This is a genomic window from Pantoea sp. paga, assembly GCF_007558755.1.
Classification (GTDB): Bacteria; Pseudomonadota; Gammaproteobacteria; order Enterobacterales; family Enterobacteriaceae; genus Pantoea; species Pantoea agglomerans.
Genome location: NZ_VLTF01000006.1, coordinates 155624 through 172861, shown reverse-complemented (window position 1 = coordinate 172861; position 17238 = coordinate 155624). Strand labels below are relative to the sequence as shown.

Below are 17238 nucleotides of genomic sequence, written 5' to 3'. Positions count from 1 at the left end.
GCGCAATTTGCCAAAAATCGACAATTCAGGCGGTTTTTGCATTGATTCAGGCGGCTATTTTGAATTAATATGCAGATATTGTGACTGTTTATTCCCTGGAGGATGTTTTGATTAAGTCAGCGCTCTTGGTTCTGGAAGACGGAACCCAATTCCACGGTCGGGCCATCGGGGCAACAGGGTCGGCAGTGGGAGAAGTCGTTTTCAATACCTCAATGACCGGTTATCAAGAAATCCTCACTGATCCTTCCTATTCCCGCCAAATCGTTACTCTCACTTATCCCCATATCGGTAATGTCGGAACCAATGCCGCCGACGAAGAATCCAGCCAGATTCATGCGCAGGGCCTGGTTATCCGTGACCTGCCGCTGATTGCCAGCAACTTCCGTAGTGAAGAGGGCTTATCCGCCTACCTGCAGCGCAACAACATCGTGGCGATTGCCGATATCGATACCCGCAAGCTGACGCGCTTGCTGCGTGAGAAAGGTGCGCAAAACGGCTGCATCATTGCGGGCGATAATCCGGATGCCGCGCTGGCGCTGCAAAAAGCTCAGGCGTTCCCGGGACTGAAAGGGATGGATTTGGCGAAAGAGGTCTGCACCACTGAGACCTACAGCTGGCAGCAGGGCAGCTGGACGCTGGAGGGAGGGCTGCCAGAGCAGGCCGACGCTGAATCATTGCCTTACCATGTGGTGGCTTACGATTACGGTGCCAAGCGCAACATTCTGTGGATGCTGGTCGATCGCGGCTGTCGTCTAACCGTTGTTCCGGCACAGACGCCTGCCGAAGAAGTACTGAAGCTTAATCCGGATGGCATCTTCCTCTCCAACGGTCCTGGCGACCCGGAGCCGTGCGACTACGCCATCAGCGCGATTCAGGCCTTCCTGAAAACAGAGATCCCGGTGTTCGGAATCTGTCTGGGTCATCAGCTGCTGGCGCTGGCCAGCGGGGCTAAGACCGTGAAGATGAAGCTGGGTCACCACGGTGGCAACCATCCGGTGAAAGATCTCGATAACAATCGCGTGATGATCACCGCGCAGAACCACGGTTTTGCGGTCGATGAGAACAATCTTCCCGCTAACCTGCGTGTTACTCACATTTCGTTGTTCGATAAAACTGTGCAGGGCATTCATCGCACTGACAAGCCCGCATTCAGCTTCCAGGGACACCCGGAAGCCAGTCCTGGCCCAGGCGATGCTGCGCCGCTGTTTGACCACTTTATTGAATTGATTGACGCATTCCGTCTGCAAGCGAAGTAATCAGGAGCTAATTTATGCCAAAACGTACAGACCTAAAATCCATCCTGATTCTTGGTGCCGGTCCGATTGTGATCGGCCAGGCCTGCGAATTTGACTATTCCGGTGCGCAGGCGTGTAAAGCGCTGCGTGAAGAGGGTTACCGCGTCATTCTGGTGAACTCCAACCCGGCGACGATCATGACCGACCCGGAAATGGCTGATGCGACTTACATTGAGCCGATTCACTGGGAAGTGGTGCGCAAAATCATCGAAAAAGAGCGCCCGGACGCGGTACTGCCGACCATGGGCGGTCAGACAGCGCTGAACTGTGCGCTGGAGCTGGAACGTCATGGCGTGCTGGAAGAGTTTGGCGTCACCATGATCGGCGCAACGGCTGACGCAATCGACAAAGCGGAAGATCGTCGTCGTTTTGACGTGGCGATGAAAAGCATCGGTCTGGATACCGCGCGCTCCGGCATTGCGCACACCATGGAAGAAGCGCTGGCCGTGGCTGAAGATGTCGGTTTCCCCTGCATTATCCGTCCCTCATTTACTATGGGCGGAACCGGTGGCGGCATCGCCTACAACCGCGAAGAGTTTGAAGAGATTTGCGAACGCGGTCTCGACCTCTCACCGACCAATGAGCTTTTGATTGATGAGTCGCTGATTGGCTGGAAAGAGTATGAGATGGAAGTGGTGCGCGATAAAAACGACAACTGCATCATCGTCTGCTCAATTGAAAACTTCGATGCGATGGGGATCCACACCGGTGACTCCATCACGGTGGCACCTGCCCAGACGCTGACCGACAAAGAGTATCAGATCATGCGTAACGCCTCGCTGGCGGTACTGCGTGAGATCGGTGTTGAGACCGGTGGCTCCAACGTGCAGTTCTCGGTTAACCCGAAAGATGGCCGCCTGATTGTCATTGAGATGAACCCGCGCGTGTCACGCTCCTCGGCGCTGGCCTCCAAAGCGACCGGTTTCCCGATTGCTAAAGTGGCGGCCAAACTGGCGGTCGGCTATACCCTCGACGAGCTGATGAATGATATTACCGGCGGTTTAACGCCTGCCTCGTTCGAGCCGTCAATCGACTACGTCGTCACCAAGATCCCGCGTTTCAACTTCGAAAAATTTGCCGGTGCCAACGATCGCCTGACCACCCAGATGAAGTCGGTCGGTGAAGTGATGGCGATTGGCCGCACTTTCCAGGAATCCATGCAGAAAGCGCTGCGCGGCCTGGAAGTGGGCGCTAACGGCTTCGACCCGAAAGTCCACCTCGACGACCCGGAAGCATTAACCCGCATCCGCCGTGAGCTGAAAGATGCCGGTTCAGACCGCATCTGGTACATCGCGGACGCCTTCCGTGCCGGCATGTCAGTGGATGGCGTGTTCAACCTGACCAATATTGACCGCTGGTTCCTGGTGCAGATCGAAGAGCTGGTGCGGCTGGAAGAGCAGGTTGCCCGTGAAGGGGTTAATAGTCTGGATGAGACGTTCCTGCGCGCCCTGAAGCGTAAAGGCTTTGCTGATGCGCGGCTGGCGACACTGGCGGGCGTGGCCGAGAGCGAAATCCGCAAGCTGCGTCAGCAGTTTAACCTGCACCCGGTTTACAAGCGCGTAGATACCTGCGCCGCAGAGTTCGCGACAGACACCGCCTACATGTACTCCACCTATGAGGAGGAGTGCGAAGCCAATCCAAGTCCGGATCGCGAAAAAATCATGATTCTGGGCGGTGGGCCAAACCGTATCGGTCAGGGTATCGAATTCGACTACTGCTGCGTTCACGCCGCCCTGGCGCTGCGTGAAGATGGTTACCAGACCATTATGGTCAACTGTAACCCGGAAACCGTCTCGACCGATTACGACACCTCTGATCGCCTCTACTTCGAGCCGGTCACGCTGGAAGATGTGCTGGAGATCGTGCGCATTGAGCAGCCAAAAGGCGTGATTGTGCAGTATGGCGGTCAGACGCCACTGAAACTGGCGCGTGCACTGGAAGCCGCAGGCGTACCAGTTATCGGCACCAGCCCGGATTCCATCGACCGTGCTGAAGACCGTGAACGTTTCCAGCAGGCGGTTGATCGCCTGAACCTGAAGCAACCCGCCAACGCCACGGTGGCCACACTGGAGCAGGCGGTTGAGAAAGCCGCGGGCCTGGGTTATCCGCTGGTGGTGCGTCCTTCTTATGTGCTGGGTGGCCGTGCCATGGAGATCGTCTACGACGAGATCGATCTCAAGCGCTACTTCCAGACGGCGGTCTCGGTTTCCAACGATGCACCGGTGCTGTTGGATCGCTTCCTGGATGATGCGGTCGAAGTGGATGTTGATGCGATTTGCGACGGCGAGCGGGTGCTGATTGGCGGCATCATGGAACACATCGAGCAGGCTGGCGTTCACTCCGGTGACTCCGCCTGTTCACTGCCGGCCTACACCCTGAGTCAGGAGATTCAGAATGTGATGCGCCAGCAGGTTGAGAAGCTGGCGTTTGAACTGAACGTTCGTGGCCTGATGAACGTCCAGTTCGCGGTGAAAGATAACGAAGTCTACCTGATCGAAGTTAACCCTCGCGCGGCGCGTACCGTGCCGTTCGTCTCTAAAGCGACCGGTGTCCCGCTGGCGAAAGTCGCCGCGCGCGTGATGGCAGGTAAAACGCTGGCAGAGCAGGGCGTCACTGAAGAGGTGATTCCGCCTTACTACTCTGTCAAAGAAGTAGTGCTGCCGTTTAACAAGTTCCAGGGCGTTGACCCGATTCTGGGGCCAGAAATGCGCTCTACCGGTGAAGTCATGGGCGTGGGCCGCACCTTCGCTGAGGCGTTTTCCAAAGCGATGCTGGGCGCACAGAGCAACATGAAGAAGTCGGGCCGTGCGCTGCTGTCGGTGCGTGAAGGCGACAAGAAACGTATTGTCGACCTGGCCGCTAAGCTGCAGAAGTTTGGTTTCGAACTGGATGCGACTCACGGCACGGCGGTTGTGCTGGGCGAAGCGGGCATCAATCCGCGCCTGGTGAATAAGGTGCATGAAGGGCGTCCGCACATTCAGGACCGTCTGAAGAACGGCGAGTATAGCTACATCGTCAATACCACGGCGGGTCGTCAGGCGATTGAAGATTCGAAACTGATTCGCCGCAGTGCCCTGCAGTATAAAGTGCACTACGACACCACGCTGAACGGCGGCTTCGCCACCGCGATGGCGCTGAATGCTGACCCGACGGAACAGGTTATCTCCGTTCAGGAGATGCATGCCCAGATCAAGGCGATGTAATGTGAAAAACGGCTCCTGCGGGAGCCGTTTTTTTTTGACCATCTTATTGGCGATAATCCGAAAAAAGGGTCCAGGGAAAGCGAAGAGTTTGCGTTAAAGTGACTGATTTGGCTTAATTTTTTAGCTATAGGTGCGAATAAGGCCGGTTCGCACAAATTTATAATATAAACACTTCCTGTGCGGATTTTTCGTCAGTACTATGCCTGCCGCTCATCACTGGAGCGTATCAGGACATAAATAAAAAATGAAAATGCGTACTTTTTCTCTGAGTGCAGTGGCTGCACTGATGGCAATTCTTCCTTTCGCCAGCCAGGCGGAAATTACCCTGTTAAAACAGGATCCGCAGGCAGGCGATCCGCTTAGCCGTCTTAACTTTACTTTTGGCGGCAGCATTCGTGCTCAGTTCAATCATCAGACCGGCGTGGATGACAAATCCTACAAGCGCGACGGTTTTGATGGCGGCACCCGTTTCCGTTTCGGCGCTGACTACTACCTGTTTGATGACGTCAGCTGGATCAGCTACTACGAGCTGGGCGTTAACGTCCCGGCGGTCTTCAGCTGGGATCGTCACTATGCGGATGGTGCCAATAACACCACGCGTCGTCAGCTCTACACCGGTCTGAAAAGCAAAACCTGGGGCCAGCTTACCTTTGGTCAGCAGAACAGCGTCTATTACGATACCGTGGGCGCCAAGACCGATATCTGGGATTACGACATGGTCGGCCAGGCACCGGGTAACGGGATCAACGGCGACTATGATGGATCTTACCGCTCACGCAAACAGCTGAAGTATAAAAACAGCTTCGGCGATGCGGATCTTTACGCCTCTTATCTGTTCGAAGATAACGAGTATCTGCCAGGCAACGGCCTGCGCTATAAGCGCAAAGGCGGCGGCTCGCTGGGTGTGGACTACCACATCACGGACGATCTGAGCTGGGGCACGGCGTGGAACTACACCCGCGCGGCGATGCGTAACCCGAACAACGGTGACAGCCGCGATTACGATCAGAACATTTACGGCACCGCGCTGAGCTGGACCCCAGGCAACTGGACGTTGTCAGCCGGCGGTGGCTGGTATGAGAACTTCATGACCACCAAACGCAAAGATGTGCATGACTACTTTGCCGGCGACGCATGGGGCATTGAATATTTCGCCGGTTACAAGATTCCGGTGGGGCAGTATGGTCTGAAAGCGGTACAGCCATATGTCATGGGCGATCGCATTGAGTATGCGACAGGCCGTGATTATCAGCGCATCGATAACGGTCTGGGTGTGGTGCTGTTCCTCGACTACGGTTTCCGTGTCGATTACGAACATGTGTTTACCTCCAGCACCGATAACCTGGGTGATATGAATCTGGTGCGTCTGCGCTACGACTTCTGATAACCCTGACGGCTCCTGCGGGAGCCGTTTTCTTTTGCGCACGACTTTTGTGCCAGCCTGAGGCCGATCGCTGGCGAGCTGCGGCAAACTGACGCGATTAGGCGGTGAAAAACGCTGCACAGGCCGTGAAAAACGACGTCATGAAAAGCTTTACGCAATTAGACCTTTCCCCCTATCGACGAAAGTTTCACCTTTACGTATCATGGCGCCAATTTTTTTCAGTGAGTGGTTAACATGATTAGTCTTATCGCGGCATTAGCAGCAGATCGCATTATTGGAATGGAGAACGCCATGCCGTGGGACCTGCCTGCAGATCTGGCGTGGTTCAAGCGCCATACGCTGAAGAAACCGGTGATTATGGGCCGACTGACCTTTGAATCTATTGGCCGTCCGTTACCTGGCCGACTGAATATCGTGGTCAGCAGCCAGCCGGGCACCACCGAAGGCGTTACCTGGGTCACTTCGCTGGATGAGGCGTTACAGGCAGCCGGTGACGCTGAAGAGATCATGGTGATTGGCGGCGGCCGCGTCTATGAGCAGATGCTGAAGCGTGCCGATCGTCTTTATCTGACGCACATTGATGCGGAAGTCGAAGGTGATACGCAGTTCCCGGATTACGAGCCGGATGAGTGGCAGTCAACGTTCAGCGAATTCCACGACGCTGACGAGCAAAATTCCCACAGCTACTGCTTTGAGATCCTTGACCGTCGTCGCTAATCCCACCCCTGCCGGGCTGTAACCTGGCTGTCATCTTTATTCATTAGCATTGCTTCTTTTCTGGGATCGACACAAAGGAAGCAATCACTAATGAAAATCGAACTCTCCGCATTAAGCACTGACCGCCTGCCTGATCCACTGCGTCGTAAATTCCTTGCCGGTTCCGGTGCTATCGGCCTGACCGGCTTTCTCAGCGGCGGCCTGACGCTCCCGGGCAGTGCACTGGCGCAGGAGAAGCCTGCGGGCAGTCCACTGCTGGGCTTTCAGGCTATTGCCGCGTCCACGGCCGATGAGATTGTGGTGGCCCCTGGCTATCGCGCTGACGTGTTGATCTCCTGGGGTGATCCGCTGGTGAATGGCGCAGCCGCGTTTGATCCGCAGGGCAACAACAGCGCAGAAGATCAGGAAAAGCAGTTCGGTGACAACAACGACGGTATGAGCTTCTTCGCGATTAATGACCATCGCGGCGTGATGGCGATTAACAATGAATATGTGAATGAGCCAACGCTGTTCGCCCACGGCGGCAGTAAAGCGACCAGCCTGGAAGATGTCAAAAAGTCGCAGGCGGCGCACGGTATCTCCATCGTTGAAGTCAAACGGGGTGAGGACAATCGCTGGCAGGTGGTACGTCCTTCTGACTATAACCGCCGCATTACCGCCAATACTCCGATGCGCTTCTCCGGTCCGGCTGCTGGGGATAAAGCGCTGCAGACTGCCGCCGATCCGCAGGGAATGAATGTCCTGGGCACCTTTGGTAACTGCGCCAACGGCAAAACGCCGTGGGGCACCTATCTCACCTGTGAAGAAAACTACGACACCTACTTTGGCACCCATCAGGCGGATTTTACGCCGACCCCACAGCAGAAGCGCTATACCCTGAATGCCGCTGAGCCGGAGCGCAACTGGGCCGACTTTGATCCCCGCTTCGATATCGCTAAGAATCCCAACGAATTTAACCGTCACGGCTGGATTGTCGAAATCGATCCTTTCGATCCTCACTCCGTGCCGGTAAAGCGGACCGCCCTGGGCCGCTTCAAGCACGAGAATGCCGCCGTGACGGTCGCGAAAACCGGCCAGCTGGTGGTTTATATGGGCGACGACGAGCGCGGCGAATATATCTATAAATTTGTCTCAGATGACAAGGTCACTCCGGATGATGCTAAAGCCAATCACGGACTGCTTGATAAGGGCACGCTCTATGTGGCGCAGTTCAACGGCGATGCGCAGGGCACGCCGCTTAAAGGCACCGGGCGCTGGCTGGCGCTGAAGTGGGGCGAAAATGGACTCACCGCTGAAAAGGGATTCAATAGCCAGGCCGATGTTTTGATCAATGCGCGTGCCGCAGCAGATGTGGTCAACGCAACGCGAATGGACCGGCCGGAGTGGATTGCGGTTAACCCGCATGACGGCCGTGCCTACTGCACCCTGACCAACAACAACAAGCGCGGAAATGAAGGCATGCCGGTCAATGCAGCGAATCCACGGCCAAAAAATATCTACGGTCAGATTATTCGCTGGGATGAGAAGGGCGATGCAACCGCGCAGACGTTTGAGTGGGATATCTATGCGTTGTGTGGCAACCCGATAGCGCATCCTGAGGGGATCTATCGCGGTACACCTAACATCACCGCGGAGAACACCTTTAACAGTCCGGATGGGCTGGGGTTTGATGCGCAGGGGCGGTTATGGATCCTGACCGATGGCAAGTACAGCAACAAAGAGGATTATCAGGGGCAGGGGAATAATCAGATGCTGGTGGGTGATCCTGATAGTGGCGAGATCCGCCGGTTTATGGTCGGTCCAAAATCGTGCGAGCTGACCGGTATTACCTTCACGCCCGATTACAAAACGCTGTTCGTGAATGTGCAGCATCCCGGCGAAGAGGGTGACTCGCACTTCCCAGACAACAGTCCGCGTCCCCGGTCGTCGGTGATTATGATCACCCGCGAAGATGGCGGCATTATCGGCGCATAAAACAGGATGCTGGCCTGATGGCCAGCATCGCCGTTATAGCGCGGGCGGTGCCAGACTGTCGCTGGAGGCCAGTGCTTTTTCGCGATTAGAGGGCTGCACCACATAGCGCTGCGTCTCCCAGTGCAACAGGGTCAGCGTTCCGCCCCAGCAGCAGCCGGTATCCAGCCCGATAATGCCCTCTGGCGTGCCTTTGCCTTCCAGCGAGGCCCAGTGACCAAAGACGATGGTGTAGTCACGTGCGACCGGCCCTTCAATATTAAACCAGGGTTTCAGCGGCGGAAGCGCCGATTCAGGAGCATCTTTGCAGATCATGTCCAGCTGGCCGTTGGGGAAACAGTAGCGCATGCGGGTGAGGGCGTTGGTGCTGAAGCGCAGACGCGCCAGGCCGGTCAGATCCTCACTCCAGTTGTTCGGCATGTCGCCATACATAGCATCCAGGAACAGCGGGTAACTGTCGCTGGCGAGAACCGCTTCAACTTCACGCGCACACTTTTTCGCGGTCTCAATATCCCACTGCGGCGTGATACCGGCGTGTCCCATCACCAGCTTTTTCTCTTCATCAACCTGTAACAGCGGCTGACGACGCAGCCAGTTGATCAGCTCATCCGCATCATCCGCTTCCAGCAGCGGGGTCAGGCGATCTTTAGGCTTGTTACGGCTGATGCCGGCGTAGACCGCCAGCAAATGCAAATCGTGATTGCCCAGCACCAGACGCACCGCATCGCCCAGCGATTTAACGTAGCGTAAGACTTCCAGTGAGCCAGGACCGCGCGCCACCAGGTCGCCGGTCAGCCACAGGGTATCCTGCTCAGGATTGAAGTCGACCTGTTGCAGCAATGCACGTAATTCATCGTAGCAACCGTGAACGTCGCCAATCAGGTATGTGCTCATAACGTTTTATCCATCAGGAAGGTGCCCGACTTAACGGGCAAAAAGCGTGTGAATCAATGAATGTGGGTCTGAATGGCGAGGCGGAACACCGGGATCTCTACGTGAAAAGTGTCGCCCTGTTCGTCGACCATCACATAGTGCCCCTGCATGGTGCCCATCGGTGTTTCGATCACGGCACCGCTGGTGTACTGAAATTCATTGCCTGGCGCGATAAGCGGCTGTTCACCGACCACGCCTTCACCCTGAACTTCCGTTTCGCGGCCGTTACCGTTGGTAATCAACCAGTAGCGTCCCAGTAGTTGCACTGAGGAACGGCCCAGATTGCGTATCGTAATGGTATAGGCGAAGACGTAGCGTTCATCATCCGGTGAGGATTGTGAGGCGACGTACTGGCTTTGCACATGGACGGAGACGCGGGCCGTTTCACTCATGACTTACTCCTGCGATTTTCCCTGATGATTCGCCAGCCAGTTCGCCAGCTGACAATATTGCGCCACCGAGACGTTCTCGGCACGCAAGGTTGGATCTATGGATAACTCTTCCAGCGCACCGGCGGCCACCATGTGGCTCAGGCTGTTGCGCAGCGTTTTACGACGCTGGCCAAACGCTTCAGTGGTAATACGGCTCAGGATACGCACATCGCTGACCGGATACGGTGGCTCGGCATACGGCACCAGACGCACCACGGCAGAGTCCACTTTCGGTGGTGGCGTGAAAGAGTGCGGAGGCACTTCCAGCACCGGAATGATCTGGCAGTAGTATTGCGCCATCACCGTCAGACGACCGTAGGTTTTGTTACCCGGACCGGCAACCAGACGATTAACCACCTCTTTCTGCAGCATGAAGTGCATATCTTTGATCGAACCAGTATAGCTGAAAAGGTGGAACATCAGCGGGGTCGAAATATTGTACGGCAGGTTACCAAATACCCGCAGCGGCTGGCCTCTCTCCTGCGCCAGCGCGGCGAAGTCGAAGGTCATGGCATCCTGCTGGAAGATAGTCAGTTTCGGGCCAAGGAACGGATGCGTTTCCAGACGCGCAGCGAGATCGCGGTCCAGTTCTATCACCGTTAATTTATCGAGGCGTTCGCCTACCGGCTCGGTTAAGGCACCCAGGCCTGGGCCGATCTCCACCAGCGCTTCGTCGCGCTGAGGATGGATGGCGGAGACAATGCTGTCGATAATGTACTGATCGTTCAGGAAGTTCTGCCCGAAACGTTTACGGGCGTAGTGCCCCTGATGGACGCGATTATTCATTACTGCTCTTGATCATAGTGATGGCGAGGTTAAGCGCCGTGATGAAGCTGCCCGGTTCAGCCTGACCCAGGCCAGCGAGTTCAAGCGCGGTGCCGTGGTCAACTGAAGTCCGGATAAAGGGCAGGCCCAGGGTGATATTTACCGCCCGGCCAAACCCCTGAAATTTGAGTACCGGCAGGCCCTGGTCGTGATACATCGCCAGCACCGCATCGGCGTATTGCAGATATTTGGGCTGGAAAAGGGTATCCGCAGGCAGCGGGCCGGTCAGATTAATGCCCTGCTTACGCAGTTCATTGAGTGCCGGCGTGATGGTCTCGATCTCTTCCCGACCCATGTGACCGCTTTCGCCGGCATGAGGGTTAAGACCACAGACGTAAATATGCGGCTCGGCAATCGCAAACTTCTGCTGCAGATCACGATGCAGAATTGTAATCACTTCATGCAGACATTCACGGGTTACCGCAGCGGGCACATCTTTCAGCGGCAGATGGGTGGTGGCCAGTGCGACTCGTAGTTCTTCTGTCGCCAGCATCATGACCACCCGATGGCCGCCTGCGCGATCGGCGAAGAATTCGGTATGGCCGGTAAAGGCGATGCCGGCATCGTTAATCACGCCTTTATGCACCGGGCCGGTAATCAGGGCAGCGAATTCACCGTCGAGACAACCGTCGCAGGCGCGCGTCAGCGTGGCCAGCACATAGTTGCTGTTGGCGACGCAAAGCTCGCCGAGTGTGACCGGCGCTGCCGTTTCAATTGGCAGGATAGTCAGCGTACCCGCCTGCTGTGGCTCGGCTGCTACACCAGGCTGGTAGGGCCGCAGCGTCAGCGGCAGACCGAGTTGCGCCGCACGCTGCTGCAACAGGGCAGGCGAGGCGCAGACCACCAGTTCAACCGGCCACGACTGCTGGGCCAGCTGAACGGTAAGATCGGGACCAATCCCGGCAGGTTCGCCGGGCGTGATCACCACACGGGCATTACTGCGCATTGCCATCCAGAATCTTCACGTAGGCACTGGCACGTTGTTCCTGCATCCAGGTCTGCGCTTCTTCCGCGAACTTACGGTTAAACAGCATACGGTAAGCACGCTCTTTCTGGGCCGCATCGGTTTTATCCACCTGACGGGTATCCAGCAACTGAATCAGATGCCAGCCGAAAGAGGAGTGAACCGGCTGGCTGGTCTGGCCTTTCTGCAGGCGCAGCAGCGCGTCACGGAACGCCGGGTCAAAGACTTCCGGAGAGGTCCAGCCGAGGTCGCCGCCCTGGTTCGCCGAACCCGGATCGTCAGAGTACTGTTTAGCCGCCGCCGCAAAGGTGGTTTTGCCACTGCGGATATCGTTAGCAATCTGCTCCAGCTGCGCGCGTGCCTGATCGTCTGTCAGGATCGGCGATGGCTTCAGCAGAATGTGACGCGAATGGACTTCGGTGACCGAGACATTTTTGCTCTCGCCACGCAGGTCGTTCACTTTCAGGATGTGGAAGCCCACACCAGAGCGCACCGGCCCGACGATATCGCCTTTTTTGGCGCTTGAGAGTGCCTGAGCAAACAGGGTCGGTAACTCTTCGATTTTACCCCAGCCCATGTTGCCGCCTTTCAGCGCCTGGGAGTCGGCAGAGTAGGTCACGGCCATCTTGCCAAAGTCAGCGCCATTTTTCAGTTCGCCAACCAGCTGTTTCGCCAGCGTTTCCTGCTCATCAACCTGCTGTTGCGTCGGGTTTTCCGGCAGCGGCAGCAGAATATGACTGACGTTCAGTTCAGTACCCTGGCTGTTCTGAGAGCCGATCTGGGTAGCAAGCGTATCCACTTCCTGCGGCAGAATCGTGACACGACGACGCACTTCATTGTTGCGCACTTCGGCGATAGTCATCTCTTTACGGATCTGAGAACGATACACGCTGTAGTTCATGCCGTCATAAGCCAGACGGCTACGCAGCTGATCAAGGCTCATCTTGTTCTGCGCAGCGATGTTCTGAATAGCCTGGTCCAGCTGCTCGTCGCTGATCTGAATTCCCGCTTTATCACCCATCTGCAGAATGATGTTGTCCATGATCTGACGTTCCAGAATCTGATGGCGCAACGTTTTATCATCCGGCAACTGCTGACCAGCCTGCTGGGCCTGAGATTTAACGGTGCTCATCATGCCATCCACGTCACTCTCAAGAACCACGCCGTTATTGACCACGGCTGCAACTTTATCAACGACTTGTGGTGCTGCGAACGCGGTGTTGGCACTGATTGCCACACCAAGAATCAGCATTCTCCAGTTCTTCATACTTTATCCATTGTTGGTTCCGCACTGCGGGATTGCCTGTCAAACATCACAACATCAGAAAGCAGGCTGGTAAGGGATAATGCCCTGACGCAGCATATCGTTGGTGCCTAAGCCATAGTTCGGACTCAGACCACGCAGCTCAATGTTGAATGAGATTTGGTTGTCGTACTTACTGTCGTTGTTTTCCCAACCGTTAATTTTGCGTTCATAACCGACCCGGATAGCGTAACAGCATGAGCTGTATTGCAGGCCAACCAGTTGTGAAGCCGGACGCGTGTTGCGGGTATCGTAGTAGTAAGCGCCTACCACAGACCATGCGTCGGCAATCGGCCAGCTGGCCGTGGTACCTACCTGTGAAATCCCATTTTTGTAGATAGGATTCGTGACCAGGCTGCTATCGTTCAGCGCGGTCGCAACATACTCCGGGCTGCTGTAACGGTAGCTCAGCTGCACCATGCGGTCGGCATCACGACGGTATTCCAGTACGGTATTGCCCTGGGAGACGTTGTCGAGTTTGGTGTCATATTGCAGCCCACCACGGACGCCCCAGCGATCGCTGATTTTCCAGTATGTATCGCCAGCCCAGATCAGGCTGCCGGTATCATCTTCTTTACTGGTTTGATTCACACCAGTACGAGAAGGGGTAAACGAGTAGATTTGACCTACAGAAACGTTAAAACGTTCAACCAGATCGTTATCATAAATACGCGAAGTGACGCCGGTAGAGACTTCATTGGCGGAAGCGATGCGATCCAGGCCGCTATAAGTACGATCGCGGAACAGACCGGTGTAGTCGGTTTGCAGCAGCGTTGAGTCGTACGGATAGATATTGCTCTGATTACGATACGGGATATAAAGGTACTGCACGCGCGGTTCCAGCGTCTGGGTATAACCCACCGCCGAGTTCATATCGCGGTCAAACACCAGACGACCATCAACTTTAAATTGCGGCAGGGTGCGGTTGACAGACTCATCCAGTTCGCCGCTCTTATCACCTCTGAGACCATTGGCTGCGTTGTTATAGAAATCAACGTCAGTCTGCTGATAGTGGGTCGCCAGGAACTTCGCTTCGGTATCCAGGCTGGCCCAGCCGTTTGACAGCGGCAGGTTTAGCGTTGGCTCAACATGTAAACGGGTCGCTTCAGGATAGCGGCTGCTGACGTTGGTGAACTTCACCGCCTGGGCATAAACCCGGCCATCAAACGGGCCGATATCGTTCTGATAGAGATTGACGTCCAGCTGCGGCATGGCGCGGTAGACGTTATTGCTGGAGGTATCGCCGAACACCTGGAAATCTTTGGTGGAGAGCGTGGCATCCCAGTTGGTGTCCGCATAGCCGATGCTGAATTTCTGCGTGGCGTAGTTGTCGGTCGAGCTGTAGTACTTCGAGTCGAGATCGTTGAAGTAGTACTTATCGCTGACCTTGGTGTAGTCCGCGTTGAAACGCCAGTTCTGGTCATAGACACCGGCATGACGCCAGTAGAACAGCCAGCGATCGGAGCTGTCATTTTCGGCGATGCCGCGCACCGCTTTGTCATTATCGTACTGTTTGTCCGAGCCGAGGTAGTCGAATTCAACCAGACCTGCACCCAGCGTGGTCAGATAACGGAATTCGTTTTCAAACTGCATGCCGCGCTTACTCATGTAGTGCGGCGTGATGGTCGCATCGGCCTGCGGCGCGATGTTCCAGTAATAGGGCAGCGTGAACTCAAAGCCGTTGTTGCTGCCATATTTTGCATTTGGGATCAGGAAACCGGAGCGGCGACGATCGCCAATCGGTAACTGCAGATAGGGGCTGTAGAACACCGGAACGGAACCGATTTTAAAGCGGGCATTCCAGATCTCCGCCACTTCCTCTTCGCGATCCTGGATCACCTCTGAACCCACCACGCTCCAGCTGTTGGAGCCGGGCAGACAGGAGGTAAAGGTACCGTTTTCCAGAATGGTGTAGCGGTTATCGCCGCGCAGCTTCATCTGATCTGCGACGCCGCGTCCCTGACGATCTACCATCTGGTACTGACCATTCCAGACGTTGGTATCTTTGCTGTTGAGGTTTGACCAGGCTTTCGGACCTTTCAGGATGACCTGATTGTCATCGTAGTGCACATTACCCAGCGCATCGACGGTACGAACGGGCGCGGTCTGGCCTTCCTGCTGACGCTGATGAAGCTGGACTTCATCCGCCTGCATACGGCTGTTGCCCTGCTCAATATTCACATTACCGGTGAATACCGCATCATTGGGATAGTTCCCTTTGGCGGCGTCGGAGTGAATGGTGACGGGCATCTGATTCGTATCGCCATTCACCAGCGGGCGGTTATAACTCGGCACGCCTAACATACACTGCGACATCAAATCGTCGGCAAAGGCTTGCTGGCTAATGGCTGCGCCGATCAGTGTGGCCAGCAGGGTAGGTATATGTTTTTTCATACGCGGTATCGAGAATTCCATGAAAACTGGCATCATGCCGACAATCGGGTCAGAGACTAACTTACTGCCCGGCGTTGCGCCAGTGTTAATCCTGGTCAGTCAGCGTTGCCGTTAGGCGCTGAGATAAATGACAGGTATGATAATGCAATTTTCAGCCGCAAGCATGGCGAATTGAGGAGTTTATGCGCTACTGGGGAAAAGTTGTGGGTCTGGCGGTGGGATTACTTTCCGGCGCAGGCTTTTGGGGTATTGTGATCGGTTTGATCATTGGCCATATGATTGACAAAGTACGCGGCGCGCAAGGCAAGGCTTACTTCTCAAATAATCAGACCCGACAGACGCTGTTTTTCAGCACCACCTTTCAGGTGATGGGCCATCTGACCAAGTCAAAAGGGCGCGTCACGGAAGCGGATATTCAGATTGCTTCGCTGTTAATGGAGCGGATGCAGCTGCACGGTGACTCTCGCACGGCTGCCCAGCGCGCGTTCCGCGAAGGCAAGCAGGCGGATTACCCGTTACGCAGCAAACTGCGTGAACTGCGCAGCGCCTGTTTTGGCCGGTTTGATCTGATTCGGATGTTCCTGGAGATCCAGATTCAGGCCGCCTTTGCCGACGGTTCACTGCATCCCAATGAGCGTCAGGTGCTCTATGTGATTGCCGAAGAGCTGGGCATTTCACGCGGTCAGTTCGATCAGTTCCTGCGCATGATGGAAGGTGGCCAGCAGTTTGGCGGTGGTCAGCGCAGTTCAGGCGGTTTTCAGCAGGCACAACGCGGGCCAACGCTGGAAGATGCCTGTAGCGTGCTGGGTGTGAAGAGCAGCGATGACGCCACCACTATCAAACGCGCCTACCGCAAACTCATGAGCGAACATCATCCTGACAAGCTGGTAGCGAAAGGGTTACCGCCAGAGATGATGGAGATGGCGAAGCAGAAAGCGCAGGAAATTCAGGCGGCGTACGATCTGATTCGCAAAGAGAAAGGCTTTAAGTAAACACCCTGTTCCGTGGCCGCTTCTGCAACAGAGGAGGCCACGGTGACAGGCGAGCAGTAAACCTTAAAAATCTGCGGGCTGACGAAACGTCATGGCATTACCAAATGCCGGATGGGTAATGGTCAGTGACTCCGCATGCAGCAGTAAACGGGGCGCCATCGCTTTGGCCTCCGGATGCGCATAGAAGTTATCCCCCAGAATCGGATGGCCCAGCGCCAGCATATGCACCCGCAGCTGGTGTGAGCGGCCGGTAATCGGTTTCAGCGAAACACGCGCGCTGTTATCCGCACGATATTCCAGCACCTGATATTCCGTCTGCGCGGCTTTGCCGGTCTCGAAGCAGACCATCTGCTTCGGACGATTTGGCCAGTCGCAAATCAGCGGCAGGTCAACCAATCCCTCTTCCTTCGCCGGATGACCCCAGATGCAGGCCACGTAAGTCTTGGAAGGCTCCCGCTCACGGAACTGTCGTTTCAGCTCGCGCTCAGCAGCCTTAGTCAGCGCCACGACCATCACGCCGCTGGTCGCCATATCCAGTCGGTGGACAGATTCAGCCTGCGGGAAATCACGCTGAACCCGCGTCATCACGCTATCTTTATGTTCGTCCAGCCGACCGGGTACCGAGAGCAGACCGCTGGGTTTGTTCACCACCATGATGTGCGCATCCTGATAAAGGATGTGCAGCCAGGGTTCACGCGGTGGATTGTAAGGTTCCATGGGGCTTTCCAAAAATAAGGGGCCATGCGGCTGAGATTGTAGACAAATTCTGGCCCGCTTAGCTGTGATAGCGTGCCAGCGCAGGAAACACGGTCAGATCGGAAAGACG

Annotated in this window: 13 protein-coding genes; 6 read left to right on the top strand and 7 right to left on the bottom strand. The window is 55.7% G+C overall.

Annotated features, from left to right (window positions below):
* The first annotated feature begins 107 nt into the window (after positions 1-107).
* From carA to FOV68_RS16760, 5 genes are all read left to right on the top strand, one after another.
* Positions 108-1256 (top strand): glutamine-hydrolyzing carbamoyl-phosphate synthase small subunit, encoded by a 1149-nt coding sequence (gene carA, locus FOV68_RS16780; protein ID WP_143991242.1) that lies wholly within the window; start codon positions 108-110, stop codon positions 1254-1256.
* Positions 1257-1270: 14 nt separating this feature from the next.
* On the top strand, positions 1271-4498 hold the full coding sequence (gene carB / locus FOV68_RS16775; protein WP_010253739.1) for a carbamoyl-phosphate synthase large subunit: 3228 nt from the start codon (positions 1271-1273) through the stop codon (positions 4496-4498).
* A 244-nt stretch (positions 4499-4742) separates the two neighbouring features.
* A complete protein-coding gene (locus FOV68_RS16770) occupies positions 4743-5882 on the top strand; it encodes a porin (protein ID WP_010253747.1) in 1140 nt (379 codons plus the stop codon).
* Between the two features lie 234 nt (positions 5883-6116).
* The gene (folA, locus tag FOV68_RS16765) at positions 6117-6599 is read left to right on the top strand and encodes a type 3 dihydrofolate reductase (RefSeq protein WP_010253752.1); all 483 of its coding nucleotides are present in this window, start codon (positions 6117-6119) and stop codon (positions 6597-6599) included.
* 90 nt (positions 6600-6689) lie between these two features.
* The gene (locus FOV68_RS16760; protein WP_083070565.1) at positions 6690-8573 is read left to right on the top strand and encodes a PhoX family phosphatase; all 1884 of its coding nucleotides are present in this window, start codon (positions 6690-6692) and stop codon (positions 8571-8573) included.
* Positions 8574-8606: 33 nt separating this feature from the next.
* On the opposite strand, the gene apaH is transcribed toward FOV68_RS16760, so the two are convergent.
* From apaH to lptD, 6 genes are read right to left on the bottom strand one after another with little or no spacing between them, the layout of a single operon-like run.
* Positions 8607-9464, bottom strand: a complete 858-nt coding sequence (gene apaH, locus FOV68_RS16755; RefSeq protein ID WP_033770951.1) for a bis(5'-nucleosyl)-tetraphosphatase (symmetrical) ApaH — start codon at positions 9462-9464, stop codon at positions 8607-8609.
* A gap of 53 nt (positions 9465-9517) precedes the next feature.
* On the bottom strand, positions 9518-9895 hold the full coding sequence (gene apaG, locus FOV68_RS16750; protein ID WP_031594014.1) for a Co2+/Mg2+ efflux protein ApaG: 378 nt from the start codon (positions 9893-9895) through the stop codon (positions 9518-9520).
* A gap of 3 nt (positions 9896-9898) precedes the next feature.
* Complete coding sequence (rsmA, locus tag FOV68_RS16745; RefSeq protein ID WP_003854805.1) at positions 9899-10720, bottom strand: 16S rRNA (adenine(1518)-N(6)/adenine(1519)-N(6))-dimethyltransferase RsmA; 822 nt, start codon at positions 10718-10720, stop codon at positions 9899-9901.
* Positions 10713-11705: a 4-hydroxythreonine-4-phosphate dehydrogenase PdxA gene (gene pdxA / locus FOV68_RS16740; RefSeq protein WP_143991241.1), complete on the bottom strand. Its 993-nt coding sequence runs from the start codon at positions 11703-11705 to the stop codon at positions 10713-10715. Before pdxA ends, rsmA begins: the two co-directional genes overlap by 8 nt.
* Positions 11695-12990 carry a peptidylprolyl isomerase SurA gene (surA, locus tag FOV68_RS16735; protein WP_010253800.1) on the bottom strand — a complete coding sequence of 432 codons (1296 nt, stop codon included), beginning with the start codon at positions 12988-12990 and terminating at the stop codon, positions 11695-11697. Before surA ends, pdxA begins: the two co-directional genes overlap by 11 nt.
* A 54-nt stretch (positions 12991-13044) precedes the next feature.
* Positions 13045-15420, bottom strand: coding sequence for an LPS assembly protein LptD (gene lptD, locus FOV68_RS16730; protein WP_050491381.1), 2376 nt, complete (start codon positions 15418-15420; stop codon positions 13045-13047).
* Between the two features lie 182 nt (positions 15421-15602).
* Between lptD and djlA the strand changes: the two genes are divergently transcribed.
* Positions 15603-16412 (top strand): co-chaperone DjlA, encoded by an 810-nt coding sequence (gene djlA / locus FOV68_RS16725; protein WP_010253811.1) that lies wholly within the window; start codon positions 15603-15605, stop codon positions 16410-16412.
* Between the two features lie 63 nt (positions 16413-16475).
* On the opposite strand, the gene rluA is transcribed toward djlA, so the two are convergent.
* Complete coding sequence (gene rluA, locus FOV68_RS16720; RefSeq protein WP_010253813.1) at positions 16476-17129, bottom strand: bifunctional tRNA pseudouridine(32) synthase/23S rRNA pseudouridine(746) synthase RluA; 654 nt, start codon at positions 17127-17129, stop codon at positions 16476-16478.
* Between the last annotated feature and the right edge of the window lie 109 nt (positions 17130-17238).